Origin of the sequence: Enterobacter sp. NFIX59, from assembly GCF_900113755.1 — a bacterium.
Taxonomy (GTDB): domain Bacteria; phylum Pseudomonadota; class Gammaproteobacteria; order Enterobacterales; family Enterobacteriaceae; genus Enterobacter; species Enterobacter pseudoroggenkampii.
Genome location: NZ_FOQN01000001.1, coordinates 42,722 through 67,023, shown reverse-complemented (window position 1 = coordinate 67,023; position 24,302 = coordinate 42,722). Strand labels below are relative to the sequence as shown.

21 protein-coding genes are annotated in these 24,302 nt (G+C 53.9%); 9 read left to right on the top strand and 12 right to left on the bottom strand.

The window, feature by feature from the left end; translation table 11 throughout:
• Positions 1-54 precede the first annotated feature (54 nt).
• The 5 genes from BM007_RS00330 to pdeR all read left to right on the top strand — a co-directional run bounded on the left by BM007_RS00330 (position 55) and on the right by pdeR (position 9,687).
• Positions 55-3,150 (top strand): multidrug efflux RND transporter permease subunit, encoded by a 3,096-nt coding sequence (locus BM007_RS00330; RefSeq protein WP_090418153.1) that lies wholly within the window; start codon positions 55-57, stop codon positions 3,148-3,150.
• 270 nt (positions 3,151-3,420) lie between these two features.
• Positions 3,421-4,209 carry an enoyl-ACP reductase FabI gene (gene fabI, locus BM007_RS00325; protein WP_003856831.1) on the top strand — a complete coding sequence of 263 codons (789 nt, stop codon included), beginning with the start codon at positions 3,421-3,423 and terminating at the stop codon, positions 4,207-4,209.
• A gap of 154 nt (positions 4,210-4,363) precedes the next feature.
• Positions 4,364-5,350, top strand: a complete 987-nt coding sequence (locus tag BM007_RS00320; RefSeq protein WP_048991915.1) for a CMD domain-containing protein — start codon at positions 4,364-4,366, stop codon at positions 5,348-5,350.
• Between the two features lie 88 nt (positions 5,351-5,438).
• On the top strand, positions 5,439-7,373 hold the full coding sequence (locus BM007_RS00315) for an exoribonuclease II (RefSeq protein WP_090416701.1): 1,935 nt from the start codon (positions 5,439-5,441) through the stop codon (positions 7,371-7,373).
• 322 nt (positions 7,374-7,695) lie between these two features.
• The gene (gene pdeR, locus BM007_RS00310) at positions 7,696-9,687 is read left to right on the top strand and encodes a cyclic di-GMP phosphodiesterase (RefSeq protein ID WP_048992047.1); all 1,992 of its coding nucleotides are present in this window, start codon (positions 7,696-7,698) and stop codon (positions 9,685-9,687) included.
• Here pdeR and BM007_RS00305 read toward each other — a convergent pair.
• Positions 9,684-10,553 (bottom strand): crotonase/enoyl-CoA hydratase family protein, encoded by an 870-nt coding sequence (locus BM007_RS00305; RefSeq protein ID WP_032647560.1) that lies wholly within the window; start codon positions 10,551-10,553, stop codon positions 9,684-9,686. The genes pdeR and BM007_RS00305 overlap by 4 nt on opposite strands.
• Positions 10,554-10,746: 193 nt before the next feature.
• Here BM007_RS00305 and BM007_RS00300 point away from each other — a divergent pair, with 193 nt between their 5' ends.
• The 3 genes from BM007_RS00300 to osmB all read left to right on the top strand — a co-directional run bounded on the left by BM007_RS00300 (position 10,747) and on the right by osmB (position 12,207).
• Positions 10,747-10,929: a YciZ family protein gene (locus BM007_RS00300; protein ID WP_024907126.1), complete on the top strand. Its 183-nt coding sequence runs from the start codon at positions 10,747-10,749 to the stop codon at positions 10,927-10,929.
• A gap of 43 nt (positions 10,930-10,972) precedes the next feature.
• Positions 10,973-11,725, top strand: coding sequence for a DNA-binding transcriptional regulator YciT (locus tag BM007_RS00295; protein ID WP_048991911.1), 753 nt, complete (start codon positions 10,973-10,975; stop codon positions 11,723-11,725).
• A 263-nt stretch (positions 11,726-11,988) separates the two neighbouring features.
• Positions 11,989-12,207, top strand: a complete 219-nt coding sequence (gene osmB, locus BM007_RS00290) for an osmotically-inducible lipoprotein OsmB (protein ID WP_008501216.1) — start codon at positions 11,989-11,991, stop codon at positions 12,205-12,207.
• A 105-nt stretch (positions 12,208-12,312) separates the two neighbouring features.
• Here the strand turns inward: osmB and yciH are convergent, their stop codons facing one another.
• From yciH to pgpB, 5 genes are all read right to left on the bottom strand, one after another.
• Entirely contained in the window at positions 12,313-12,639 is a 327-nt protein-coding gene (gene yciH, locus BM007_RS00285; RefSeq protein WP_032647566.1) for a stress response translation initiation inhibitor YciH, read from the bottom strand.
• A complete protein-coding gene (gene pyrF, locus BM007_RS00280; protein WP_090418150.1) occupies positions 12,639-13,376 on the bottom strand; it encodes an orotidine-5'-phosphate decarboxylase in 738 nt (245 codons plus the stop codon). The genes yciH and pyrF overlap by 1 nt, the downstream gene beginning before the upstream one ends.
• A gap of 184 nt (positions 13,377-13,560) precedes the next feature.
• Entirely contained in the window at positions 13,561-14,730 is a 1,170-nt protein-coding gene (gene lapB, locus BM007_RS00275) for a lipopolysaccharide assembly protein LapB (protein ID WP_023335944.1), read from the bottom strand.
• Between the two features lie 6 nt (positions 14,731-14,736).
• On the bottom strand, positions 14,737-15,045 hold the full coding sequence (locus BM007_RS00270; RefSeq protein ID WP_023312067.1) for a LapA family protein: 309 nt from the start codon (positions 15,043-15,045) through the stop codon (positions 14,737-14,739).
• Between the two features lie 148 nt (positions 15,046-15,193).
• On the bottom strand, positions 15,194-15,961 hold the full coding sequence (pgpB, locus tag BM007_RS00265; protein ID WP_090416699.1) for a phosphatidylglycerophosphatase B: 768 nt from the start codon (positions 15,959-15,961) through the stop codon (positions 15,194-15,196).
• 197 nt (positions 15,962-16,158) lie between these two features.
• On the opposite strand from pgpB, the gene ribA reads away from it, so the two are divergent.
• A complete protein-coding gene (gene ribA, locus BM007_RS00260) occupies positions 16,159-16,749 on the top strand; it encodes a GTP cyclohydrolase II (protein ID WP_008501210.1) in 591 nt (196 codons plus the stop codon).
• Positions 16,750-16,784: 35 nt separating this feature from the next.
• On the opposite strand, the gene acnA is transcribed toward ribA, so the two are convergent.
• The 6 genes from acnA to topA form a co-directional block, all read right to left on the bottom strand.
• Positions 16,785-19,460: an aconitate hydratase AcnA gene (acnA, locus tag BM007_RS00255; RefSeq protein WP_090416697.1), complete on the bottom strand. Its 2,676-nt coding sequence runs from the start codon at positions 19,458-19,460 to the stop codon at positions 16,785-16,787.
• A 161-nt stretch (positions 19,461-19,621) separates the two neighbouring features.
• The gene (gene ymiC / locus BM007_RS23300) at positions 19,622-19,720 is read right to left on the bottom strand and encodes a small membrane protein YmiC (protein ID WP_032623144.1); all 99 of its coding nucleotides are present in this window, start codon (positions 19,718-19,720) and stop codon (positions 19,622-19,624) included.
• Positions 19,721-19,858: 138 nt separating this feature from the next.
• A complete protein-coding gene (locus tag BM007_RS23295; protein WP_021240301.1) occupies positions 19,859-20,029 on the bottom strand; it encodes a hypothetical protein in 171 nt (56 codons plus the stop codon).
• A 2-nt stretch (positions 20,030-20,031) separates the two neighbouring features.
• Complete coding sequence (locus BM007_RS00245; protein WP_213327741.1) at positions 20,032-20,172, bottom strand: YmiA family putative membrane protein; 141 nt, start codon at positions 20,170-20,172, stop codon at positions 20,032-20,034.
• Between the two features lie 338 nt (positions 20,173-20,510).
• Positions 20,511-21,485 (bottom strand): HTH-type transcriptional regulator CysB, encoded by a 975-nt coding sequence (gene cysB, locus BM007_RS00240; protein WP_090416695.1) that lies wholly within the window; start codon positions 21,483-21,485, stop codon positions 20,511-20,513.
• Positions 21,486-21,672: 187 nt separating this feature from the next.
• The gene (topA, locus tag BM007_RS00235; RefSeq protein ID WP_024907119.1) at positions 21,673-24,270 is read right to left on the bottom strand and encodes a type I DNA topoisomerase; all 2,598 of its coding nucleotides are present in this window, start codon (positions 24,268-24,270) and stop codon (positions 21,673-21,675) included.
• Between the last annotated feature and the right edge of the window lie 32 nt (positions 24,271-24,302).

Below are 24,302 nucleotides of genomic sequence, written 5' to 3'. Positions count from 1 at the left end.
TAAACAGGTGCGCGGTAGAGTCTCTATCTCACTCTTTTGCAAAAAAATAACTCAATGCCTCATTTTTTTATCGAACGTCCCATTTTCGCCTGGGTAGTGGCGCTGTTTATCGTCCTGACGGGTCTCCTGTCTATTCCTCGTTTGCCGGTTGCGCAGTATCCGGCGGTGGCACCGCCAGGTATCATCATTTCCGTCAGTTACCCGGGGGCCAGCCCCGATATCATGAATACGTCGGTGGTGTCGTTAATTGAGCGAGAAATCTCTGGAGTCGATAACTTGCTCTATTTCGAATCATCCAGTGACACAACCGGCTCAGCATCGATTACCGTCACGTTTAAACCCGGCACGGACATCAAGCTGGCACAGATGGATCTACAGAATCAGATTAAGATCGTCGAGCCTCGTCTTCCTCAGGCGGTAAGACAAAATGGCATTAACGTCGAGGCCGCTAATTCTGGATTTTTAATGATGGTGGGGCTGAAGTCCACCAACGGTCAATTAGAGGAAGCCGACTTAAGCGACTATTTTGCCCGAAGCGTTAGTGACGAGCTTCGTCGCGTGCCCGGCGTAGGGAAAGTTCAGCTGTTTGGCGGCGAAAAAGCGCTGCGTATCTGGCTGGATCCAATGAAGCTCCACAGCTACGGCCTTTCGGTGAGCGATGTGCTTACTGCTGTTGGCCAGCAAAATGCCCTGGTTTCGCCCGGCAAAACGGGAGATGAGCCCGCATCTGAAGGACAAGGGGTAACGTATCCCATCACCGTAAAGGGACAGCTCTCCTCGGTCGAGGCGTTCAGGAATATCACCCTGAAATCTGACGCATCCGGCGCCCGCCTGAAATTATCCGACATTGCGCGGATTGAATCCGGCCTACAAAGCTACGCTTTTGGTATCCGTGAAAATGGCGTGCCCTCGACGGCGGCGGCAATCCAGCTGTCGCCAGGCGCCAATGCAATGAGTACGGCTTCAGGCGTGCGTGCGCGCATCGACGAGCTTTCCCGGGTGTTACCCGACGGAATGGTGTTTACGGTTCCTTTCGATACCGCGCCGTTTGTGAAACTTTCTATCGTGAAGGTTGTTCAGACATTTGTGGAAGCGATGGTCCTCGTCTTTCTGGTTATGCTGCTGTTTCTGCACAAGATACGCTGTACGCTTATCCCGGCGATTGTTGCTCCCGTCGCACTTCTTGGTACCTTCACGGTGATGTTATTGAGCGGATACTCCATCAATATTCTGACGATGTTCGGCATGGTGCTGGCGATAGGGATTATCGTTGATGATGCCATTGTGGTTGTGGAGAACGTTGAACGACTGATGGAGGAAAAAAGTCTGTCCCCACGGGACGCTACCCGGCAAGCCATGCAGGAGATCACCCCGGCGATTATCGGGATCACGCTGGTGCTCACCGCCGTCTTTATCCCCATGGGGTTTGCTGAAGGGTCCGTCGGGATTATCTACCGGCAATTTTGTATTTCTATGGCAGTCTCCATACTGCTGTCCGCGTTTCTTGCCCTGACGCTGACCCCTGCCCTGTGCGCAACGTTACTCAAGCCGCACAAGGCAGGAAAGAGCGGAAGTGGACGGTTCGCGGCAGGGTTTAATGCGCGCTTCCGTTCGCTCACCGTCTGTTACGAAGCCGGGCTGGGTGCCGTTCTGAAGCGAACCGGGCGTATGCTGCTCCTGTACGTTGCGCTTTGTGCTGCGCTGTTTTTGGGATTGTCTTCGTTACCGTCGTCCTTTCTGCCGGACGAAGATCAGGGCTACTTTATGTCCTCAATCCAGCTGCCTTCTGATGCCACGATGCAGCGCACCCTTAACGTGGTTAAAAAGTTTGAAGAGGAAATTACGGCCCGACCGGATATTGAAAGCAACATTATGATCCTGGGTTTTGGATTTTCAGGTTCAGGACCGAATTCGGCTATGGCCTTCACCACGCTGAAGGACTGGAAAAACCGGCAGGGCTCGACGGCCCAGGATGAAGCCGAACATATACAGGACAGCATGGCGAACGTCTCTGATGCCGTCACGATGAGCCTGCTCCCGCCGGCCATTTCAGATATGGGCACCTCCTCGGGCTTCACCTGGTACGTGCAGGACAGAGCAGGACTGGGCTACGAGGCGTTAAAGCGCGCTGCCGACGCGCTGGTCCTGCAAGCCAATCAGCGTCCTGAACTGAGTGACGTCTATATAGACGGTCTGCCGGAAGGAACCAGCCTTGCGCTCCAGGTTGACCGGGAAAAAGCGGAAGCGATGGCCGTCTCATTTGATGAAATCAACCAGACGCTCTCCGTCACCCTGGGCTCAAATTACGTCAATGACTATACGAACAACGGCCGCGTTCAACAGGTGATTATTCAGGCCGATGCGCCCTACCGAATGCAGCCTGAGCAGATACTGAAACTATCAGTGAAAAACCGGATGGGTGAGATGGTGCCGTTATCAACGTTCGTGACGATCTCCTGGAACGTTGCGCCGCAGCAGTTGACGCGCTATCAGGGTTATTCTGCTCTTCGCATTACCGGAAATGCGGCGTCAGGAGTATCCAGCGGCACCGCAATGAAGGTTATGGAGAGTTTGTCCAGAGAGTTACCTCAGGGCATGGCGGGCGAGTGGGCCGGGAGTGCATTGCAGGAGAGAAAATCGGAATCTCAGCTTCCGGGCCTTATTGTCCTGTCGATACTGGTCGTGTTTATGGTGCTCGCCGCCCTGTATGAGAGCTGGTCTGTTCCTTTTGCGGTCATGCTGGTCGTTCCGTTGGGTCTTATCGGCGCGGTGATAGCGGTGTTTGTTGCCGGCATGACGAATGACGTTTTCTTTAAGGTCGGCCTGATTACGCTTATCGGCCTGTCGGCCAAGAACGCCATTCTGATTGTTGAATTTGCCAGGCAGCTCCATCGCCAGGGGCAGCCCCTGCTGGCGGCAACCATTCATGCCGCCAGCCAGCGCCTGCGTCCGATTCTGATGACATCGTTAGCCTTCAGCTTAGGGGTTGTTCCGTTGATGCTGGCCAGGGGGGCGAGCGACAGTACGCAGCATGCCATCGGTACCGGCGTATTTGGCGGCATGATTAGCGGTACGCTTCTCGCGATCTTCTTCGTACCAGTTTTCTTTATCGTCATTGCGCGTTTCGTCGACAACATCAGGAAAGCGTGAATACCCTGGCGGAATCACGCTGCCTCTCTGGTTGGATGAGGCGAAGCTGTTGCCGGGTGATATACTGGACGAATGCTGAAATTTTGAGCCCCCGCGAGTCCGCGGTGCATTCTTCGGGGCAGGCGTCTTCGGAGAAGTGCGAGAAATATCGTGACACAAGGGGCTGTGAGTGGGCTATAATTTCGAGCTAATTTCGAATGATTTTGAAATACTGCCTGTAACGCTATGAATTACAAGGCAAAATTAGCAATGAATATAAGGATTAAAGCTATGGGTTTTCTTTCCGGTAAGCGCATTCTGGTGACTGGCGTTGCCAGCAAACTGTCCATCGCATACGGCATCGCACAGGCAATGCATCGCGAAGGCGCTGAGCTGGCGTTCACCTACCAGAACGACAAGCTGAAAGGCCGTGTTGAAGAGTTTGCCGCGCAGCTGGGTTCCAGCATTGTTCTGGAATGTGACGTTGCACAAGACGAAAGCATCGACGGCATGTTTGCTGAACTGGCAAAAGCATGGCCTAAATTCGACGGTTTCGTTCACTCCATCGGCTTCGCTCCTGGCGACCAGCTGGACGGCGACTACGTGAATGCGGTTACCCGTGATGGCTTCAAAATCGCGCACGACATCAGCTCCTACAGCTTCGTTGCGATGGCGAAATCCTGCCGCGCGATGCTGAACCCGGGCGCAGCCCTGCTGACCCTGTCCTACCTGGGCGCTGAACGTGCTATCCCTAACTACAACGTTATGGGTCTGGCTAAAGCGTCTCTGGAAGCGAACGTACGCTACATGGCGAACGCAATGGGTCCTGAAGGCGTGCGCGTTAACGCCATCTCTGCAGGTCCTATCCGCACCCTGGCCGCTTCCGGTATTAAAGATTTCCGTAAAATGCTGGCACACTGCGAAGCGGTTACCCCGATTCGTCGTACCGTTACCATTGAAGATGTGGGTAACTCTGCAGCATTCCTGTGCTCTGACCTTTCCGCGGGTATCTCCGGCGAAGTGGTTCACGTTGACGGCGGCTTCAACATCGCTGCAATGAACGAGCTGGAAATTAAATAAGCTGTGACTCTCTTCCCGCCCGGGAAGAGAGTATTTCCCCCCGCGTCACCCCTTCGTTATTCCGTTCTGCTATTTGTTATCACCTAACAATATTTTTCCCTTTATCTGCCTTACGCCAGGATATTGATCGCCATTTTGAGATCAAGGAACGCACATGGAACAACGCCGTTTTTCCGGCAAAGGCCACTGGTATCATGAAACCCAGTCAAACCACGCGCAGACGGATGTTCTGCCCCTGGTGCCCGAAGCCGCTAACGTCGACGATCGTTTTTTGCTCGATTTAGCCTTGCCTGATAAGATTGTCGCCGCCTGTTCTGGCTGGCTTACCCCTGCCAGAGCCTTATGCCACCAGCTGTTTCCGCTCTCGATTCCCGTGAACCGCCTGCATACGCTCAGCGCTTACGATCGGCTCAGTACCGCGCTAACGGTCGCACAGGCCTGCGGCGTTCAGCGGCTCTGTAACCATTATGCCGCCCTCCTCGCCCCGCTTCCCGGTCCGGACTCCTCGCGCGAAAGCAACCGCCGCCTGGCGCAAATTACGCAGTATGCCCGCCAGCTCGCCAGCTCTCCTGATGTCATTGATGATAAAGCGCAGAACCAGCTTGATGAGGTTGGCCTGTCCACGTACGACATCGTGGTGATAAACCAGATTATCGGGTTTATCGGTTTTCAGGCGCGCGTCGTCGCGATTTTTCAGGCCCTGTTGGGGCATCCTGTTCGCTGGTTGCCGGGGCATCATATTCAGCCGCACACGCTTCCCGCGAGCCACAATGCATGGGTGCCGCTTTTGCCCGTCGTGGAGCTGCGCTATGCGAGTGCGCATCAGCTTGAGTCGCTGTCTCGCTGGCAAGCCGAACCCGCGCTGGAGGCGCTGACGCCGGTGCTTTGCCATGAGCCGTCGCTGCTCGACCTGACCGGAGAGATCCTGTTAAACAGCCGCGCAGAGATTCCGCAGACATCCCCCGCGCTTTCGGCGGCGGTCGAACTACTGACCCGCTCTCCGGACCGCTTCAGCGCCGCGCAGTTTACCCCGCTCACGGATCAAGGACTCCAGGGCGAATATGCCATCACGCTGCTTACCCAAAGTGCGTTTGATGGCTGGCTCAATCGTCTGAAAGTGGCGTTTGGGAAAGAGGAATAACCACACTCATTACCCAAAGACCGCTTGCTGAGACAGTGAGAATCGCGTAAAACTGTCAGCCGCTCAATGGCTACGAAAATAGAACATTATGTTTCAGGACAACCCGCTGCTAGCGCAGCTTAAACAGCAACTGCATTCCCAGACGCCGCGTGCAGAAGGGGTCGTAAAAGCCACGGAAAAGGGCTTTGGCTTCCTTGAGGTTGACGCGCAGAAAAGCTACTTCATTCCGCCACCGCAGATGAAGAAAGTGATGCATGGCGATCGCGTCATGGCCGTCATTCATACCGAGAAGGATCGCGAGTCCGCGGAACCGGAAGAACTGATCGAACCGTTCCTGACCCGTTTTGTGGGTAAGGTGCAGCGAAAAGACGATCGGCTTTCTATCGTGCCGGATCATCCCCTGCTGAAAGATGCCATTCCCTGCCGCGCCGCCCGTGGCGTTGAGCATGATTTTAAAGAAGGTGACTGGGCCGTAGCAGAAATGCGCCGTCATCCTCTGAAAGGCGATCGCGGTTTTTATGCTGAGTTGACCCAATTCATCACCTTTGGCGCCGACCATTTCGTGCCATGGTGGGTCACGCTGGCACGCCACAATCTTGAAAAAGAAGCGCCGAACGGCGTAGCGACCGAGATGCAGGACGAAGGTCTGACGCGCCGCGATCTCACCGCGCTGGATTTTGTCACCATCGACAGCGCCAGCACCGAAGATATGGACGATGCGCTCTACGCTGAAGAGAGCGCCGACGGCAAACTGCACCTGACCGTCGCCATTGCCGATCCCACCGCCTGGATTGCCGAAGGCAGCAAGCTGGATGACGCGGCGAAAATCCGCGCCTTCACCAACTACCTGCCGGGCTTCAACATTCCGATGCTGCCGCGCGAATTGTCAGACGATCTCTGCTCGCTGCGTCCAAATGAAGTGCGCCCGGTCCTTGCCTGCCGCATGACCATTGCTGCGGATGGCGCGATTGAAGACGATATCGAGTTCTTTGCTGCCACTATCGAATCGAAAGCCAAGCTGGCCTACGATAACGTTTCCGACTGGCTTGAAAATACCGGTAGCTGGAAACCTGAATCAGACGCCATTGCCGCGCAGATCCGTCGGCTGCATCGCATCTGTCTCAACCGCAGCGAGTGGCGTCAAACCCATGCGCTGGTGTTCAAAGATCGCCCGGATTATCGCTTTGTTCTGGGTGAGAAAGGCGAAGTGCTGGATATCGTGGCCGAACCGCGACGCATTGCGAACCGCATTGTTGAAGAAGCGATGATTTCCGCCAACATCTGCGCCGCACGCGTGTTGCGCGACAAGCTGGGCTTTGGCATTTACAACGTCCACACCGGGTTTGATCCGGCGAACACCGAAGCGCTGGCGGCCCTGCTGAAGAATCACGATGTGCATGTTGATCCGGAAGAAGTGCTGACCCTGCCGGGCTTCTGCAAGCTTCGCCGCGAACTGGACGCGCAGCCGTCGGGCTTCCTGGACAGCCGCATTCGTCGCTTCCAGTCATTCGCGGAAATCAGTACCGAGCCGGGCCCGCACTTTGGTCTTGGCCTCGAAGCATACGCCACCTGGACATCGCCAATCCGTAAGTATGGCGATATGGTTAACCACCGTCTGCTGAAAGCGATTATCAAAGGCGAAACCGTTGCTCGTCCTCAGGAGGACACCACGCTGCAGATGGCCGATCGCCGCCGTCTGAATCGCATGGCGGAACGTGACGTTGGAGACTGGCTGTACGCACGCTTCCTGCAGGATAAAGCCGGGACGGATACCCGTTTCGCCGCAGAGATCATCGACATCAGCCGCGGGGGGATGCGTGTCCGCCTGGTCGATAACGGTGCTGTCGCGTTTATTCCTGCGCCGTTCCTGCATGCGGTTCGTGACGAAATGGTCTGTAGTCAGGAAAACGGTACCGTGCAAATTAAAGGTGAAACAGTTTACAAGGTCACCGACGTGATTGACGTTACTATCGCCGAAGTTCGCATGGAAACCCGCAGTATTATCGCGCGTCCTGTCGCCTGATAACCGGTTCAATTGTCGGTCCTTTCCTTCGGGGAAAGGCCGGCAATTTTTCTGTTTATCCCCGCCACAAAATCATTATTTTTCCTTACTATTTTCAGTCTCCCTTCGCCCAAATTCGCCATAATTATCTACAGTAAAAGAGTGTTGTTATATTCGGTTACGTGAATTTTTATACGCTCAGTATCCTTTTTAGCCTGACTCGTTTTATTATAAGAAATTAGGGAAAAACAATAAGTTCACTTCGGTTTTACCGCTGTTCCTCAACGGAAAAGTCGACTGCAAATGAATAATTTGTGCGCTAATGAAAGCTGCGGGAGAAAACATGATGGACGATCTGGAGCCGAATTTGCTGTTTCGCTACATGGGGACTCACAGCCCGTGGTGGCGCTTGTCAGCTGACAGCAACGCTCTGCACCTTTCCACCAGCGAAAATGCCGATGTCACTCAGGTCGTAGCGCTGGACGATGAACAGGCCGATCTCATCCGTCATTTAACCGTTATTACCTCCAGTATTTCAATGTCGCTCTCTCTCTACGGGGAAGATGTTCCGGTTCATCTTGTGGGCCGTAAAATTACCCGTAACGAGTGGGCCGGAACCGCTTCTGCCTGGAACGATACCCCCTCCGTGGCACGCGATCTGGCTCAGGGGCTCTCTTTCGCGGAACAGGTTGTCTCAGAGGCTAACTCCGTCATTGTTATTCTCGATCGGCACGGCAATATCCAGCGTTTTAATCGGCTTAGCGAAGAGTACACCGGCCTGAAAGAACATGAAGTCATTGGCCAGAACGTCTTTAAGCTGTTTATGAGCCGCAGCGAAGCGGCAGCTTCAAAGCGCAATATTACCGGTTTTTTTCGCAACGGCAGCTCCTACGAAGTCGAACGCTGGATCAAAACGCGTAAAGGGCAACGGCTGTTTCTGTTCAGAAACAAATTCGTTCACAGCGGCAGCGGTAAAAATGAAATTTTCCTTATCTGTTCCGGTACCGATATTACCGAGGAGCGCCGCGCTCAGGAGCGGCTGCGCGTGCTGGCCAATACCGATACCATCACCGGCTTGCCAAACCGTAATGCGATCCACGACCTGATTTCTGACGCCATCGCCAACCGCGGGGACACGCAGGTGGGCGTGGTGTATCTCGATCTGGATAATTTTAAAAAGGTCAACGACGCTTACGGGCATATGTTTGGCGATCAGCTGTTACAGGCCGTTGCCCTCGCCATTTTGAGCTGCCTGGATGAGGAACAGGTGCTGGCGCGACTTGGCGGTGATGAGTTTATCGTCATGGCCACCAATACCTCTCAGGGCTCTCTGGAGGCGATGGCATCGCGCATTTTAACCCGTCTGCGCCAGCCGTTCCGCATCGGTTTGATTGAGATTTATACCGGCTGCTCCCTGGGCATCGCCCTCGCCCCTCAGCATGGCAACGACCGGGAAAGCGTCATTCGTAACGCCGATACCGCCATGTACACCGCCAAAGAGAACGGCCGGGGCAAGTTCTGCGTCTTCTCGCCCGAGATGAACCAGCGCGTGTTTGAGTATCTCTGGCTGGATACCAACCTGCGTAAGGCGCTGGATAACGATCAGCTCCTGATTCACTACCAGCCGAAAATCACCTGGCGCGGGGAAGTCAGAAGCCTTGAAGCGCTGGTCCGCTGGCAATCACCAGAACGGGGTTTGATCCCGCCGCTGGAGTTTATCTCTTATGCCGAGGAGTCGGGGTTGATTGTGCCGCTGGGCCGCTGGGTGATGCTCGATGTGGTTCGCCAGGTGGCGAAATGGCGCGATAAGGGAATAAACCTGCGCGTGGCGGTGAACGTCTCTGCCCGCCAGCTGGCCGACCAGACTATTTTCAGTGACTTAAAGCAGGCGCTGAAGGATCTGAATTTTGAATACTGCCCTGTCGATGTCGAATTAACCGAAAGCTGTCTTATCGAGAACGAAGAGCTGGCGCTGTCCGTGATCCAGCAGTTCAGCCGACTCGGGGCGCAAATTCATCTGGATGATTTTGGCACCGGCTACTCTTCCCTTTCTCAACTGGCCCGCTTCCCTATCGATGCCATTAAACTCGATCAATCGTTTGTCAGGGATATTCATAAGCAGTCCATCTCCCAGTCTCTGGTGCGCGCTATCGTCGCGGTGGCGCAGGCGTTAAATCTGCAGGTGATTGCCGAAGGTGTGGAAAGCGCAAAAGAAGACGCCTTTCTCACCAAGAACGGCGTCAACGAACGGCAGGGTTTTCTGTTTGCTAAGCCGATGCCCGCTGCCGCATTCGAGCGATGGCTAAAACGATATCAAGCGCGAAATCAACGTTAACTGGCTTTACGCAACCCCGCCGCGTGATGGCGGTTTTGCAGCGTGACCAGACGCTCCATGTAGGCGATATCTTTCGGCTCAAGGCAGAAAGCGGCGTCAACCCAGTCTTCCGTAATATCCATCAGTTCACTGCGGGGCAATTGCAGAACGCGCGTACGGGCGCGCAGCATCGCCCTTACGCCATTCAGTTTTGGCCGCAGCGTATCGATGAAGGTTCGGGTGGAGACATAGCTTTGTCCGGGTTCAAACAGGACATCCACCAGCCCGTGCTGTTCATACCATTCAGCCGTATGGGATTCCCCTTTATAGATGAGTTCCTCCGCCAGCTTCATGCCAGAACGGCGTGCTACCAGGGAATATCCCCCCATACCCGGAAACAGGTTGAAGGCAATCTCCGGAAAACCCAGACGGGCATCGCGCTGAGCCAGGACGAAATGGTGCGCCAGAGCGGCCTCAAACCCGCCCCCTAACGCACTGCCTTCGACCATCGCCAGAGAGATGGCCCCTGTATCAAACCCCCGTGAGGCCGCATGGACGCAATCAACGCAGGCGCGAGCGTACGCCCGTAACGCCTCCCGACGTCCGTTCTGAATGCACTCGACGAAGAACTGTAAATCACCGCCCACATTGTACATATCGGGAACCAGCGAACCGGTTACCCAAAAATCAACCGCAAAGCCAGACTGGCGAACCAGCCATGAGAAGTTCATGATCTCCTCAATTAACGCATGGTTAAAACAAGGCCGTGGCTGGGCCCGCAACATCATCCAGACGGTGTGACGCTCCGCTTCGTAATACCCTGACAGCTGCGTGAACCGTTCAGTATCGGTAAACAGTGTGCAGGTAGGCTGATTGATAACTGTCATAGTCTAATTCCTCTTATAAAAAAGCGCCTTGCGCGCCGTTTTAGACTAATCCACTCAATAAGCCCACTGCATGAGGGGGAATAAATTTATCACTTACGTTTATGTAATTTAGTTATTGCATTTTTTCCCTTCTCTTTTGATCCTAATTTCTGCATCATTGAAAATATTAACTTTTCGCGCCTGGGGTGAGATTATGTCTACTATTGACGCACAAGCTGTAGCACAACGAATTGATACCGTGCTGGATATCCTGGTGGCGGGCGATTATCACTCTGCTATCCGTAATCTCGAGATCCTGAAGTCTGAACTTCTTGCTCAGAATGGTGCTGACAACGCGCCTGAAAACAGACAGCCAAAAGCGCCGTGGGAAGTTTAACCCCACCGTCTCCGACCTCGTTTCGCTTTATTAAATGGATGCTATGAATTCCCGACAACAACTCATTTTGCAGATGGTCATCGATCAGGGACGCGTCAGCGTAGTCGATCTCGCTAAAACCACCGGCGTGTCTGAAGTCACAATCCGTCAGGATCTTAATCTGCTGGAAAAACAGAGCTACCTGCGTCGCGCGCACGGATATGCTGTCCCGCTGGACAGTGATGACGTTGAGACGCGCATGATGAATAACTACGCGCTCAAACGTGAACTGGCGGAATTTGCCGCGTCCCTGGTGAACAACGGCGAGACCGTTTTTATTGAAAACGGCAGCAGTAATGCCCTTCTGGCACGCACGCTTGCCGATCAAAAGGACGTTACTATCATCACCGTCAGCAGCTATATCGCGCATTTGCTCAAAGAGACGCGCTGCGAGGTGATTCTGCTCGGGGGTATTTACCAGAAAAAAAGCGAAAGCATGGTAGGCCCGCTGACCCGTCAGTATGTCCAGCAGGTTCATTTCAGCAAGGCCTTTATCGGGATTGACGGCTGGCAACCGGAGACAGGTTTTACCGGTCGGGATATGATGCGCTCTGACGTCGTGAATGCGGTGCTGGAAAAAGAGTGTGAAGCCATTGTGCTCACCGACAGCTCTAAATTTGGCGCCGTTCACCCGTATACGATGGGCCCCGCTTCACGCTTTAGTCGCGTGATTACCGACGAAAGATTGAGCGACGCGCACCGTAATAAACTGGAAGATGACGGACTGATCGTCAATATTATTAAAACGACCGCCTGAGTTCCCTCCGCGCCCGAATTTCGGGCGCATACGCCCTTCTTTCTCTGAGATGATTCTTAACCCTGCTTTAAGAGTTTTTACCTGTTTAACCCGCCTTAAAGTCGTAAAATTAATGTTAGCGATATAACAGGAAGTGACTATCACCTGCGTGATTACGTAACGCCTGCGCGACCAGCTTTCACGGAGAACAGAATTAAGTATTCGATTCGTCTATACTTAACGTGTACATCTTTCCGTGAATCGATAATTCAGGAGAAAGTATTATGACCTTAACCAGCAAAAAATTAGCCGCCGCTGTTCTGGCAATCACTGTAGCAATGTCCCTGAGCGCATGCTCTAACTGGTCTAAACGTGACCGTAACACCGCTATTGGTGCCGGTGCCGGTGCTCTCGGTGGTGCAGTATTAACGGATGGTAGCACGCTGGGTACATTAGGTGGCGCTGCTGTCGGTGGTATTATCGGTCACCAGGTTGGCAAATAATTATTATCTAAGCCTTCCTCGATATTGCGATATTTAAACGCATTTCAGGTCTGACATACGCACGTATATAACACGAGCCACGGCATCTGCCGTGGCTCATTTATTTTAGCCGCCTGCCAGTTTGACTTTCAGGCCTTTGGCTTCCAGCAGCGATTTTATTAAATCGCGTTTATCGCCCTGGATTTCAATAATGCCATCTTTCACGGCACCGCCGCAGCCACATTTCTTTTTCAGCTCGGCCGCCAGCGTAGTCAGTTCAGCATCATCCAGGTCAATGCCGGAGATCAGGCAAACGCCTTTCCCTTTTCGTCCGCTGGTCTGGCGCTGGATCCGAACGATGCCGTCCCCCTTAGGACGTTCCACTTTCGCTTTCGGTTCGTCTATACGCCCACTCTCGGTTGAATAGACCAGACGACTGTTGGAATCGGTCATTACGCCCCCTTTTTCAGCGATGCGTTGATAGCCTTAAGCGTCTCAGCAGGGTTTGCAGACTGCGTCACCGGACGCCCGATGACCATATAGTCAACGCCCGCCGCCAGCGCCTGCTCAGGCGTCATAATGCGGCGCTGATCGCCCACGTCGCTGCCTGCAGGGCGGATCCCCGGCGTGACCAGTTTAAAATCCCGGCCCAGCGTTGATTTGAAACGTACCGCTTCCTGCGCGGAGCAGACGACGCCATCCAGGCCACACTGCTGCGTCAGACGCGCGAGACGTTCGGCATGTTCCGCAGGTGACAACGTCACGCCAAGGTCGCGTAAATCACTTTCGTCCATACTGGTCAGCACGGTGACGGCGATCAACAGCGGCGCATCTTTACCGAACGGCAGGAGCGCCTCACGGGCGGCGGTCATCATTCTTGCCCCACCCGACGCATGGACGTTGACCATCCATACGCCCAGCTCTGCGGCTGCGGCAACGGCGTGGGCCGTAGTATTCGGAATATCATGGAATTTGAGGTCGAGGAAAACGTCAAAGCCGCGCTGTTGCAAATCGCGAACGATTTGCGGTCCAAACAGCGTGAACATCTCTTTGCCAACTTTCAAACGGCAGTCGCGAGGGTCGATACCGTCGACAAACGCCAGTGCGGCGTCACGCTTATTGTAATCAAGCGCAACAACAACAGGAGAATCCGTAATTGCGCGGGAAGTGGAGGATGTAACAGACGTCATGACCAGCCCTTTTCGTCTATGGGCGCGCAGCGGCGCGGAACAGATAAACGGCCAGCATTCTACCTGCCGACGCCGCAAATTGACAGGATCCATTTACGCGCCTGCCAGGCTGGCAAATCGCACGGAGTAAAGGATACGGTAAAACCATCAGTATGTTGTAACTAAAATGGGGCATTTTAAAAAATCACTGCCCATCCAGGCCACGAATGGGCTTGATGGTGGACCAGGCACGGCAGGAAGGACAGTGCCAGTAGAGCGTATACGCGGTAAAACCACACTTCTGGCAACGATAGCGCGGCTTGCTGCGCACCTGCTCGCCAACCATGTCGCGCAGGACCATCAGGCTCTCTTTGGCGCGCCCTTCTTCAGCATCGTTCAGGTGGTAATCCATCAGCTTATGGAACACCCGCATGGTCGGATGACGCTGCAGCTGGCGCGTAATATACACCTGCGCGGTGTCGCTTCCCTCATACTGCTCAACAACGTCTGAGAGCATCAGTTCAGCGGTGGCACCGGTATTTTCTTCCACGCAGCGACGCAGGAATGCCACCCACTCTTCCTGCTTGTCCAGCTGTTGATAGCAGGTTTGCAGCATTTCCAGCGTTTCACTGACCAGCTCTTTATCCTGGTCGATAACCCGCAGCAGGCTTTCAACGGCTTTGGCATAGTCGCCATTCGCCATAAAGACGCGTCCCATCATGATGGAGATTCGCGCGCTGTTGCGGTCCGCGGCGGCGCCTTTCTTCAGCAGCGCCATGGCTTTATCCATGTCGTCGTTACCCATCTGCTGAAGCGCAAGCTCACAGTAGAAATGGGCTATCTCAACGCGCTGCTTATCTTTACCCAGCTTCACCAGGCGTTCAGCCGTATCAATGGCTTTTTGCCAGTCGCTGGTGGCCTGATAAATCTGCAGGAGCTGCTGCAGCGCGCCGATGCGGAAATCTGTTTCATCCACCAGCTGCGCGAACATATCTTCGGCGCGATCGTACAACCCCGCGGCCATGTAATCACGCCCCAGCTGTTGCACCGCAAGGAGACGTTGATCGTAGGTCAGCGAGGCGCTTTCCATCAGGGTCTGGTGAATACGAATGGCGCGATCGACCTCGCCGCGCGAGCGGAACAGGTTACCCAGGGTGAGATGCGCTTCAACCGTCCCTGTATCCTCTTTCAGCATATCGAGGAACAGGTCTACCGCTTTGTCCTGCTGATTGCTCAGGAGGAAGTTCACCCCCGCAACGTAGTCGCGGGAGAGCCGGTTGGCCTCATCCTGTTTTGTTTGTTGCGCACTTCTGCGGCCCATATACCAGCCATAGGCTGCGGCTACAGGCAAAAGCAGAAACAACAACTCCAGCATAGTCGATTATTCCTTCACGACCGGCACACCAGAGCTTTCCGGGATGTCAGACGCAGGGGCAATGTTATTTTCGAGTCGCTTAATTTTACGTTCAGCGCGCGCAAGAGAAACACGGACTTTCAACCAGAACAGACCGCAAACCAGCCAGCCAATGGCAAAACCAGCAGCAAATAAGACCGCCAGCAGGCTCGAGACGCGATACTCACCCTGAGCCAGCAGATAGTTAAACGTCACCTGCTGATCGTTTTGTGCACCCAACGTGACTGAAATGACAAAAATCGCCAATACCAGTAAGAAAATGAGTAAATATTTCACATTACTTCCCGTTATGTGGTTCAAGCGAATAAAGTGTGTTCAACTCACCGCAATCAGCCTTATAAACTACCATTTTAGCGACGGGCGCGAAACGGAAAAAGTGACGCGCCAGTCATGTATCTATGGGCATAATACGGTTTATCAACCGTCAGGCGTCCGTTTGGTCCCTTTCGGCTATTTCTTCTTTCTCTTCTGGCGGTGGTGTAAGCGGGCCGCAGAATCGTTCAGCGAGCCAGGTCGCCAGCGTCACCAGCAGCCATGAGATAAGCGTGGCAACGACCAGGTCCCGCGGCCAGTGCATCCCCAGCAGTAAGCGGCTGCCCATAACCCCCGTCGCCCAGACCAGTAAAATCACGAGCGTGACCGTTCGACGCCTTGGCCACAGCAGCCCCACCCCCAGCAACGCCCAACTGGCCGCAAACATGGTGTGACCGGAAGGAAACGCGAATCCCGTCTCTTTCTGCCAGTGTTTACGCAAGAATTTCGGGATATCCTGCTGTTCCGCAAGCTGTTCTTTCACCAGCGTCCCGCGATCTTTACGCTTTAAATTGTAGAACTCATCCACCGGAACATGATGCGTTTTTTCCAGCCATACGACAAAAGGACGCGGTTCCTGAACGCGATCTTTTACACAGGACTTCACGCCCTGACCAACAAGGATAGCGCCTCCGAGGATCGCAAAAAGCATCAGCGCCGCACGCAAACGAAAGCGCAGGCACCACAGAAACCAGGCGCAGAGGAGGACATGGGTAATAATTCCCCACGGCTGGGTGACCGTTTCCGTTATCCAGTATAACGTTTTCAGCCACGTGGCATTCTGCCCCGGCTGCCACATCCAGCCTGAGAGCCATACGGCCAGGGGCATAATCAGTAAAATGGCCGCGCCTGCTGCCGTACGTCTGGCGATTGAAAGCATGTCTTCTCCTTTTTCGCTAAGCCTCACAATCATAACTGAAATTCATTCGATGGGTGGATATGTCGGATCGTGCGTTTAACGTTCATATAGCATGGTGCCTATTAGGCGAACCTGCTGAGCTTGTGGCAAAATGAACTGATACAGAAAGCAAAACAGGGCAAAGGCACGAAACGTGTCAGCCTACTCTGGAGAATCACATGCAGCTTAAACGTGTGGCAGAAGCCAAACTGCCAACCCCATGGGGCGATTTCCTGATGGTGGGTTTTGAAGAACTGGCAACCGGACAGGATCATGTCGCGCTGGTGTATGGCGACATTTCAGGGCAGACGCCGGTGCTGTCCCGCGTCCATTCAGAGTGTCTTACCGGCGACGCGCTGTTCAGCCTGCGCTGTGATTGTGGTTTCCAGCTGGAAGCCGCCCTGTCTCATATTGCAGAAGAAGGCCGCGGTGTGCTGCTTTATCACCGTCAGGAAGGTCGTAATATTGGTCTGCTGAATAAAATCCGCGCTTACGCGCTTCAGGACCAGGGCTACGATACGGTGGAAGCAAACCATCAGCTCGGCTTCGCCGCTGACGAACGCGACTTCACCTTGTGCGCCGATATGTTCAAGCTGCTGGGCGTGGACGAAGTTCGTCTGCTGACCAATAACCCGAAAAAAGTGGAGATCCTGACCGAAGCGGGGATCAACATCGTCGAGCGTGTACCGCTGATTGTCGGCCGTAACCCGAAAAACGCCCACTACCTGGATACTAAAGCTGCCAAAATGGGCCATCTGCTGAAAGAGTGATATAAAAAGCCCGGCACGCGTGCCGGGCTCGTTCATCAATCCAGCATCTTACGAATCACGTAATGTAAAATGCCGTCGTTCTGGTAGTAGGTCAGCTCGGTTGCCGTATCAATACGGCATCGGCAATCCAGCACCTCGGTTTTGCCGTCTGCCCGCGTTAACGTTACCGGCACCGTTTTACCCGGCTGCAGGTTTTGCAGGCCGCTAATGTCAATCTGCTCTTCCCCGGTCAGGCCCAGCGTTTTACGCGTCACACCCTGCGGGAACTCAAGCGGCAGGATCCCCATACCGATCAGATTCGAGCGGTGAATACGTTCGAACGATTCGGCGATGACCACGCGAACGCCAAGCAGACGCGGACCTTTCGCCGCCCAGTCGCGGCTGGAGCCGGAACCGTACTCTTTCCCGGCAATCACCGCCAGCGGCGTACCTGCCTGTTGATATTTGACCGCCGCATCATAAATCGACACCACTTCCGTCCCCGGCAGATAGCGCGTCATGCCTCCTTCCACGCCCGGTACCATTTCGTTACGAATGCGGATGTTGGCAAACGTTCCGCGCATCATGACTTCATGATTACCGCGGCGCGATCCGTAGGAGTTAAAATCACGGCGTTCGACGCCCCGGCTTTGCAGATAACGACCCGCCGGGCTATCGGCTTTGATACTCCCCGCCGGAGAGATGTGGTCAGTTGTGACAGAATCCCCCAGCATCGCCAGGATACGCGCGCCGTGGATATCCTCAAGCGGCGCCGGCTCGGCCAGCATCTCATCAAAGAACGGCGACAGACGAATATAGGTCGAGTCATCCTGCCAGTCATAGGTATCAGAGCCAATGACGTTGATGGCTTTCCATTCCGGCGTGCCTTCAAAGACCTCCGCATACTCTTTGCGGAACATCTCGGTTGAGACCTTTTCAACGGCCAGCGCGATTTCACGCGAAGATGGCCAGATATCTTTCAGATAGACAGGGTCATTCTTGCGATCGTGGCCAATCGGATCGGTCACCAGGTTGATATTCATGTTCCCTGCCAGGGCATAAGCAACCACCAGCGGCGGTGAGGCCAGCCAGTTGGTTTTTACCAGCGGGTGAATACGCCCTTCAAAGTTTCGGTTGCCGGACAGGACCGCGCCTACCGTCAGGTCACCCTGCTTAATCGCCGTTTCAATGGGTTCAGGCAGTGGACCAGAGTTACCGATACAGGTCGTACAGCCGTAGCCCACGAGGTTAAAGCCCAGCTCGTCAAGGTATGGCGTCAGTTTGGCCTGCGCCAGGTAATCCGACACCACTTTGGATCCCGGGGCCAGCGAGGCCTTGACCCATGGCTGAGGTTTTAGCCCAAGCTCTACCGCCTTTTTAGCCAGCAGACCGGCTGCCATCAATACGCTGGGGTTGGACGTGTTGGTGCACGAGGTAATGGCGGCAATCACCACCGCACCATCCGGAAGCTGATACTGATGTCCGTTCAGAACATAGTCGACGGGACGATGGTCCTTCTGCGCCACGTTTACTTCCAGCGCATTGCTGGCGGCAAAGGCTTTTGGCACGTCACTCAGCGCAACCCTGTCCTGCGGGCGTTTCGGCCCTGCGAGGCTCGCTTCGACGCTTCCCATATCGAGTTCAAGCGTGCTGGTGAAAACAGGCTCATCGCCCGGATTGCGCCACATGCCCTGCGCTTTGGTGTACGCTTCCACCAGCGCGACCTGCTCTTCGCTACGTCCGCTAAGACGCATGTATTCCAGCGTCACATCATCAATAGGGAAAAAGCCGCAGGTTGCACCGTATTCCGGCGCCATATTGGCAATGGTGGCGCGGTCGGCCAGCGGCAGTGAATCCAGTCCGTCCCCGTAGAATTCGACAAACTTGCCTACCACACCATGCTTACGCAGCATCTGGGTGACGGTAAGCACCAGATCGGTGGCGGTAATGCCTTCAGACAGCCTGCCGGTGAGCTTGAAGCCCACCACATCCGGGATAAGCATGGACACCGGCTGGCCGAGCATGGCCGCTTCCGCTTCGATCCCCCCGACACCCCAGCCCAGCACGCCCAGACCGTTGATCATGGTGGTATGGGAGTCCGTACCCACCAGCGTGTCCGGATAGGCGACCCACTCTTTATCCTGCAATTCGCTCCAGACGGCTTTACCCAGATATTCAAGGTTAACCTGGTGACAAATACCGGTACCTGGCGGGACCACGCTAAACCGGCTGAACGCCTGCTGCCCCCACTTCAGGAACACGTAGCGCTCGTGGTTACGCTCCATCTCCAGACGCACGTTCTCGCCAAAGGCGTCATCATCACCAAAGCGATCGACGGTTACGGAGTGGTCAATGACGAGGTCAACAGGGGAAAGCGGATTCACTTTTGCCGTATCTCCGCCGAGACGCTTAACGGCCTCGCGCATTGCGGCTAAATCAACGACGGCAGGGACACCGGTAAAGTCCTGCATCAGCACCCTTGCCGGGCGGTAGGCGATTTCTCTGTCGGCATGGGCTTTCTCAAGCCACCCTGCCAGCGCCTGGATATCATCGAGGGTGACAGAGTCACCGTCCTGCCAGCGCAATAGATTTTCCAGTAAAACTTTCAATGACTTGGGTAAACGCGAAATGTCCCCAAGCGTTCTGGCAGCCAGCGGCAGGCTGTAGTAATGCCAGGTTTTGTTTTCTGCCTGTAATGTGTCCTTACTGGCTTCGCGTAGGGTTAACGACATAAGCTCCTCCTTAATCACAGAGATGCCCTGACAATCATCAGGGCCGTAATTAAAGATAACACAAAGATGTCGTAACGTTTTGATAACAACCCAAATTGATAAATTTAGGATTGGTCCAGAACAGGAAAACAAAAAACCCCGCCGTAGCGAGGTTTTACAATTTAGTGGAGGGCCAACCAGATGAGCTGACTCCAGAACAGAATCGACACGGTAAAAACGCCGATCCATGACCAGTATTTGTGAGACGTCATGTTATTCATCATAGGGACACCAGGCATTATTTATAAAACGTTCCGAGGTTTGACCTCAGTGCTATATTGCTGATGTGTATTTATTAAAGAGTACAAAAGTGCAGAGTCGATATTCAGACTATTTGCATCATTACGCAATTAACTAAATTATTGTTTTTTGGGTTCGTCTTCTGCGAACACATCAATAAACGCTTGCTGCTGCGGCGTCAGTTTCCAGGACGCGGGTACAACAGTCGCAGGTGCTTTACGCCCTCTGTGGCCATTGTCACGATGCTGACACATCTGTTTTACCGAAGCTGTACGTACCGTCACTGCCATATTTAACCCCAATATTTCCAGGCCAGGAGAGCAACCACCACCCAAAACAGGGTAGAGACGAGAAAGACCGCCAGCCAGGCTTTACGCTTGAGCGCAGGATCCCTTTGCGGTTCTTCACTTCCTGAAGGCATTGCTAACCTCATACAATCGACATCGCTTATCATTTAGGACCAAACAATTGGTACAATTAATCATCTGTTGAGATAAATCCTAAAGAAACTTTAGCCGAAAAGCCAGTGAATTTACGCACCGGGAGGTATGAAATATTCAATCTTTTGACCAGAAATAAATAATTGAAAAGAAAAATTTGCGAAGGCGTAAATTAGTTTCTACTTTTGTCGCCAATTCACGACATTATAACCTTACGGATTAAATGGATAATGACATTATATGACAGGGGACACGTAGATGATGATAATTCTAATTTAGCTTTGAGGCGTTATTTCGGTATCTTTCCCTGAGGGAAAGATACCGGGTGTGATTATTTTTCGGGGAGTTTGATGTCTTTAAACATCTCTTCAATATCTTCATTTGAGCGTAATGCCACGGCGGTATCAACCACATCACGCGTTAAATGAGGGGCAAAGCGCTGAATAAAATCATACATATAGCTGCGCAGGAAGGTGCTGCGACGGAATCCAATCTTTGTGGTGCTATGACTGAAAACATCGTGCGCATCAAGACGCACCAGGTCAGGGTCTGACACCGGATCCACCGCCATGCTGGCAATGACGCCCACCCCCAGACCAAGCCGCACATAGGTCTTAATCACGTCTGCATCCGTCGCGGTAAAGACAATGCGCGGCGTTAGCCCTGCCCGGTTAAAGGCCGTATCAAGCTCGGAGCGGCCGGTAAAGCCAAACGTATACGTCACCAATGGATACTGGGCCAGCTCTTCGATAGAGACCGAGCCTTTACCCGCCAGGGAGTGATCCGGGGTCACCACGATGGAACGGTTCCAGTGATAGCATGGAAGCATGACCAGATCGTCATAGAGGTGAAGCGCTTCGGTGGCGATGGCAAAGTCTGCATTACCCTTGGAAACGGCTTCAGCAATTTGCGTTGGCGAGCCCTGGTGCATATGCAAAGAGACGCGGGGATAACGCTCGATAAAGCCTTTGATGACACCGGGAAGCGCATAGCGCGCCTGGGTATGCGTCGTGGCAATATACAGCGAACCTTTATCCGGCCAGGTGTGTTCCCCTGCCACTGACTTAATCGCATCGACTTTAGAGAGGACTTCCCGCGCAATGCGGATGATTTCCTGACCCGCGGGCGTCACCTGAGTGAGATGCTTACCGCTGCGGGCAAATATCTGGATACCTAACTCATCCTCCAGCATACGAACTTGTTTGCTGATACCCGGTTGCGAGGTATACAACCCCTCGGCGGTAGAAGAGACGTTAAGGTTATGATTCACCACCTCAACGATATAACGAAGCTGCTGTAATTTCATGCCAGACCATCCGATTTAGCGCATGCGGTCAATCGCTTAAGACGATTTAATAATAAGAAACAGGTTAACTATAACCACTATATCATTTATAGCCTGACTGTATAGTACGGAACAAAAAATAATAACAAGGCAATAAAAAAGGGCCGGAAATCCGGCCCTTTTACAGGTAAGTTACGGTAAGGGAAGATTATTTCTTGCCTTCAACCCATTTGCCATCGACAAAGAAAGCTGACCATCCGGTCGCTTTACCCTCTTTCTCGGCCGCAACATACTGCTGCTTGGTTTTACGGCTAAACCGTACCACGGTTTTGTTGCCTTCCGGATCCTGCTGTGGCGCATCGGCCAGATAACGCAGTTTCTCAGGCAGACGATCGCGGAAGCGATGCAGCTCTTCCACCAGCGGCGCGCGCGTTTCACGCGATTTCGGGAAGGTGTTGGCGGCCAGGAAGACACCCGCAGCGCCGTCACGCAGCACAAAGTACGCGTCAGATTTCTCGCACGGCAGTTCTGGCAGCGGAACCGGATCTTCCTTCGGCGGAGCCACTTCACCATTACGCAGAATTTTGCGCGTGTTTTTACACTCGTCGTTGGTACAGGCCATGTACTTACCGAAACGCCCCATTTTAAGGTGCATTTCAGAGCCACACTTCTCGCACTCTACAATCGGGCCGTCATAGCCTTTAATGCGGAACTCGCCCTCTTCGATCTCATACCCGTCACACGTTGGGTTATTACCGCAGACGTGCAGCTTACGTTTTGGATCGATCAGGTAGCTGTCCATTGCCGTGCCGCATTTTTTGCAGCGGCGTTTGGCACGCAGAGCGTTAGTTTCCGCATCGTCACCTTCCAGCACGTTGAGAACTTCGTTCTCAGGCACCAGGTTGATGGTGGTTTTGCAGCGCTCTTTTGGCGACAGCGCGTAGCCGGAGCAGCCAAGGAACACGCCCGTCGTGGCAGTACGAATCCCCATCTTGCGACCACAGGTTGGGCAGTCGATGCTGGTCAGAACCATCTGGTTAGGCAGCATGCCACCCTCTTCAGGATCCTTCTCCGCTTTCTCAAGCTGGTCGGTAAAGTCGCTGAAGAAGCTGTCGAGGACCTTTTTCCATTCCGCCTGATGGCTGGCAACCTGGTCGAGGCTGTCTTCCATTTGCGCGGTAAAATCGTAGTTCATCAACTCGCGGAAGTTAGCTTCGAGACGATCGGTGACGATCTCACCCATTTTTTCCGCATAGAAACGACGGTTTTCAGCGCGTACGTAACCACGGTCCTGAATCGTAGAGATGATGGACGCATAGGTCGACGGACGGCCAATACCGCGTTTTTCCAGCTCTTTCACCAGGGACGCTTCACTGAAGCGCGCAGGCGGCTTGGTGAAGTGCTGGGCTGGCACGAGATCAACCAGCGAGAGCTCATCCCCTTTGTTCACTGCCGGCAGAGTTCGGTCTTCATCACCTTTACGCAGCGCAGGCATCACTTTCGTCCAGCCGTCGAAACGCAGGATACGGCCACGCGCTTTGAGACGGAAATCACCCGCACCAACGGTCAGCGTGGTGGAGTCATACTGTGCCGGGGTCATCTGGCACGCCACGAACTGGCGCCAGATCAGCTGATACAGCTTCTGCGCGTCGGCTTCCATGTCTTTCAGTGATTCCGCTAACACAGAGACATCAGAAGGACGAATCGCTTCGTGTGCTTCCTGAGAGTTCTCTTTGCTGGCGAACTGGTTAGCGCTTTCCGGCAGGTATTTCTTACCGAAGTTGTCGCTGATGTAGCCGCGCACCATGTTGACCGCGTCCTGGCTCAGGTTGGTTGAGTCGGTACGCATGTAGGTGATGTAGCCCGCTTCATACAGGCGCTGAGCCATCATCATGGTCTTCTTCACGCCGTAACCCAGACGCGTGCTTGCAGCCTGTTGCAGCGTTGAGGTAATAAACGGCGCACCCGGCTTGCTGCTGGTCGGTTTGTCTTCACGTTCCAGCACCTGGTAGCGTGCTTTTTCCAGCAGCGCTACGGCGGCCATGGTCTGGTCGCGGTTTTCTGGACGGAAAGGCTTATCGTTCTGATGGCTGACCTGCAGCGGCAGAGCGTCACCGCCCGGCGTGGTCACATTAGCGTCAACTTCCCAGAACTCTTCCGGCACGAAGGCTTTAATCTCGCGCTCACGCTCAACGACCAGACGCACGGCGACGGATTGCACACGCCCTGCTGACAGGCCACGGGCAATCTTCTTCCACAGCAGTGGAGAAACCATGTAGCCCACAACGCGGTCCATAAAGCGACGTGCCTGCTGTGCGTTTACACGGTCAATATTCAGTTCGCCCGGCTTCTCAAACGCCTGACGAATCGCATTCTTCGTAATTTCGTTAAACACTACACGACTGTAGCGTTTGTCATCACCACCAATCACTTCCCGCAGGTGCCACGCAATGGCTTCCCCTTCGCGGTCAAGGTCGGTTGCGAGATAGATGTGGTCTGCTTTTTCAGCCAGCTGCTTCAGCTCGTTAACGACTTTTTCTTTCCCGGGCAGCACTTCATATTGTGCGTCCCAGTTATGCCATGGGTTAACACCCATGCGGTTGACAAGCGCGCTACGTTCATCCTTTTTAGGCTTTTTAGCCCCTTTGGTGGAGGTAGAGTCTGCGCTCTTTTTGCTGGCTGAGCCACTGGTCGGCAAATCGCGGATATGACCCACGCTGGACTTAACCACGTAGTCATTACCCAGATACTTATTGATCGTTTTGGCTTTTGCCGGGGACTCAACGATGACGAGAGCTTTACCCATATTCACCTTTACCTAATTTAATTCTTCCAGGA

What these genes read in the sequence shown, in the direction of transcription:
- BM007_RS00330 (WP_090418153.1), top strand. Translation starts at nt 55, where the DNA reads ATGCCTCATTTTTTTATCGAACGTCCCATTTTCGCCTGGGTAGTGGCG.
- fabI (WP_003856831.1), top strand. Translation starts at nt 3,421, where the DNA reads ATGGGTTTTCTTTCCGGTAAGCGCATTCTGGTGACTGGCGTTGCCAGC.
- BM007_RS00320 (WP_048991915.1), top strand. Translation starts at nt 4,364, where the DNA reads ATGGAACAACGCCGTTTTTCCGGCAAAGGCCACTGGTATCATGAAACC.
- BM007_RS00315 (WP_090416701.1), top strand. Translation starts at nt 5,439, where the DNA reads ATGTTTCAGGACAACCCGCTGCTAGCGCAGCTTAAACAGCAACTGCAT.
- pdeR (WP_048992047.1), top strand. Translation starts at nt 7,696, where the DNA reads ATGATGGACGATCTGGAGCCGAATTTGCTGTTTCGCTACATGGGGACT.
- BM007_RS00305 (WP_032647560.1), bottom strand. Translation starts at nt 10,553, where the DNA reads ATGACAGTTATCAATCAGCCTACCTGCACACTGTTTACCGATACTGAA.
- BM007_RS00300 (WP_024907126.1), top strand. Translation starts at nt 10,747, where the DNA reads ATGTCTACTATTGACGCACAAGCTGTAGCACAACGAATTGATACCGTG.
- BM007_RS00295 (WP_048991911.1), top strand. Translation starts at nt 10,973, where the DNA reads ATGAATTCCCGACAACAACTCATTTTGCAGATGGTCATCGATCAGGGA.
- osmB (WP_008501216.1), top strand. Translation starts at nt 11,989, where the DNA reads ATGACCTTAACCAGCAAAAAATTAGCCGCCGCTGTTCTGGCAATCACT.
- yciH (WP_032647566.1), bottom strand. Translation starts at nt 12,639, where the DNA reads ATGACCGATTCCAACAGTCGTCTGGTCTATTCAACCGAGAGTGGGCGT.
- pyrF (WP_090418150.1), bottom strand. Translation starts at nt 13,376, where the DNA reads ATGACGTCTGTTACATCCTCCACTTCCCGCGCAATTACGGATTCTCCT.
- lapB (WP_023335944.1), bottom strand. Translation starts at nt 14,730, where the DNA reads ATGCTGGAGTTGTTGTTTCTGCTTTTGCCTGTAGCCGCAGCCTATGGC.
- pgpB (WP_090416699.1), bottom strand. Translation starts at nt 15,961, where the DNA reads ATGCTTTCAATCGCCAGACGTACGGCAGCAGGCGCGGCCATTTTACTG.
- ribA (WP_008501210.1), top strand. Translation starts at nt 16,159, where the DNA reads ATGCAGCTTAAACGTGTGGCAGAAGCCAAACTGCCAACCCCATGGGGC.
- acnA (WP_090416697.1), bottom strand. Translation starts at nt 19,460, where the DNA reads ATGTCGTTAACCCTACGCGAAGCCAGTAAGGACACATTACAGGCAGAA.
- ymiC (WP_032623144.1), bottom strand. Translation starts at nt 19,720, where the DNA reads ATGAATAACATGACGTCTCACAAATACTGGTCATGGATCGGCGTTTTT.
- BM007_RS23295 (WP_021240301.1), bottom strand. Translation starts at nt 20,029, where the DNA reads ATGGCAGTGACGGTACGTACAGCTTCGGTAAAACAGATGTGTCAGCAT.
- BM007_RS00245 (WP_213327741.1), bottom strand. Translation starts at nt 20,172, where the DNA reads ATGAGGTTAGCAATGCCTTCAGGAAGTGAAGAACCGCAAAGGGATCCT.
- cysB (WP_090416695.1), bottom strand. Translation starts at nt 21,485, where the DNA reads ATGAAATTACAGCAGCTTCGTTATATCGTTGAGGTGGTGAATCATAAC.
- topA (WP_024907119.1), bottom strand. Translation starts at nt 24,270, where the DNA reads ATGGGTAAAGCTCTCGTCATCGTTGAGTCCCCGGCAAAAGCCAAAACG.